This is a genomic window from Klebsiella sp. HMSC25G12 (assembly GCF_001807705.1).
Classification (GTDB): Bacteria; Pseudomonadota; Gammaproteobacteria; order Enterobacterales; family Enterobacteriaceae; genus Klebsiella; species Klebsiella variicola.
The window spans coordinates 1-1,511 of sequence record NZ_KV789782.1 but is presented as its reverse complement, the minus strand read 5'-3'; the positions used below and the strand labels follow the sequence as shown (position 1 = coordinate 1,511).

The following is a 1,511-nucleotide window of genomic DNA, read 5'->3' as shown; positions in this document are numbered from 1 at the left end:
GTAAAAATTGCAATATGTGGTGGACCCATACATCTCCTTGCCTTACGGCAGCTAAGAGGCTACGCTGTTGGTGTCTAGTCAAGCAGATGGCCTCGTGTGTGTACTGACCCCAAAAAGTTGGACAGAATAACCGAGGCCTGACAGAAAGAGTTCGCATAAATGCGGACTCTTTTTTGTTTCTGGATACAGCTAAATTAACTTCTCAGCAGTCAAATTATCCATATTACTTAGCATTAGGGTTTAACGCGCTTCCCTGCTTCATCAACGACCTTTTCACCATCCTCTTTCGTGAATGCACCTTGCTGAGACTCCGGGAGAATATCCAGTACGACTTCAGAAGGTCTGCACAGCCGTGTTCCAAGGGGAGTCACGACGATGGGACGGTTAATCAGAATAGGATGTTTGAGCATAAAACCAATAAGTTGCTCATCGCTAAAGCTGTTCTCTGCTAGCCCTAACTGCTCATAAGGCTCCACGTTCTTACGCAACAGAGCACGGACTGTTATCCCCATATCTGCAATAAGTTTAACCAGCTCATCGTGAGTCGGGGGCGTTTCAAGATAATAAATAATCGCGGGTTCATTGCCACTGTTGCGGATCATCTCCAGCGTATTACGTGACGTGCCGCAGTCCGGGTTGTGATAGATGGTTATGTTGCTCATTTCAGTATCTCATTACAAAGTGACAGAGAGCCGCAGCGCCAGCGCGGCCAGAGTGACAAACAGCACCGGCAGGGTCATGATGATGCCCGTGCGGAAGTAATACCCCCAGCTGATAGTCATGTTTTTCTGCGACAGGACGTGCAGCCACAACAGGGTCGCCAGACTGCCTATTGGCGTGATTTTGGGGCCTAGATCGCAGCCAATCACGTTGGCGTAGATCATCGCTTCCTTGATGACGCCGGACGCCGTGCTTCCGTCAATCGACAGTGCTCCAACAAGAACTGTTGGCATATTGTTCATGACCGATGACAGGAATGCCGTCAGGAAGCCCGTGCCAAACGTTGCCGCCAGCAGTCCCTTATCCGCCAGCATATTCAGAACACCGGATAGATATTCTGTTAAACCCGCATTACGCAGGCCGTAGACCACCAGATACATGCCCAGTGAGAACACAACGATCTGCCACGGCGCACCGCGCAGCACTTTTCCGGTATTGATGGAGTGACCCTTTTTTGCGACGGCGAACAGTACCGCAGCGCCGACGGCCGCAATAGCGCTAACAGGGATACCCAGTGGTTCAAGCACAAAGAATCCAACAAGCAACAGAACCAGAACAATCCAGCCTGCTTTGAAGGTTGCAGGATCTTTAATCGCACTGGCAGGCATTTTCAGAAGAGAGACGTCGTATGTTGCAGGTATATCCCGGCGGAAAAACAGATGCAGCATGCCCAGAGTGGCGGCGATGGCCGCAATATCAACGGGAAGCATGACGGATGCGTATTCTGTAAAGCCAAGCCGGAAGAAGTCAGCAGAGACACATAGACTGGACCTTAAGAACTAAGTCTTTCA

The 1,511-nt window shown here is 50.3% G+C and carries 1 protein-coding gene and 1 pseudogene; both read right to left on the bottom strand.

Annotated elements, in window-relative coordinates; translation table 11 throughout:
* Positions 1-233: 233 nt before the first annotated feature.
* Positions 234-662, bottom strand: coding sequence for a glutaredoxin-dependent arsenate reductase (arsC, locus tag HMPREF3096_RS01210; protein ID WP_035897523.1), 429 nt, complete (start codon positions 660-662; stop codon positions 234-236).
* A gap of 12 nt (positions 663-674) precedes the next feature.
* Positions 675-1,478 (bottom strand): annotated as a pseudogene (gene arsB, locus HMPREF3096_RS01205) (arsenite efflux transporter membrane subunit ArsB); the annotation flags it as partial.
* Between the last annotated feature and the right edge of the window lie 33 nt (positions 1,479-1,511).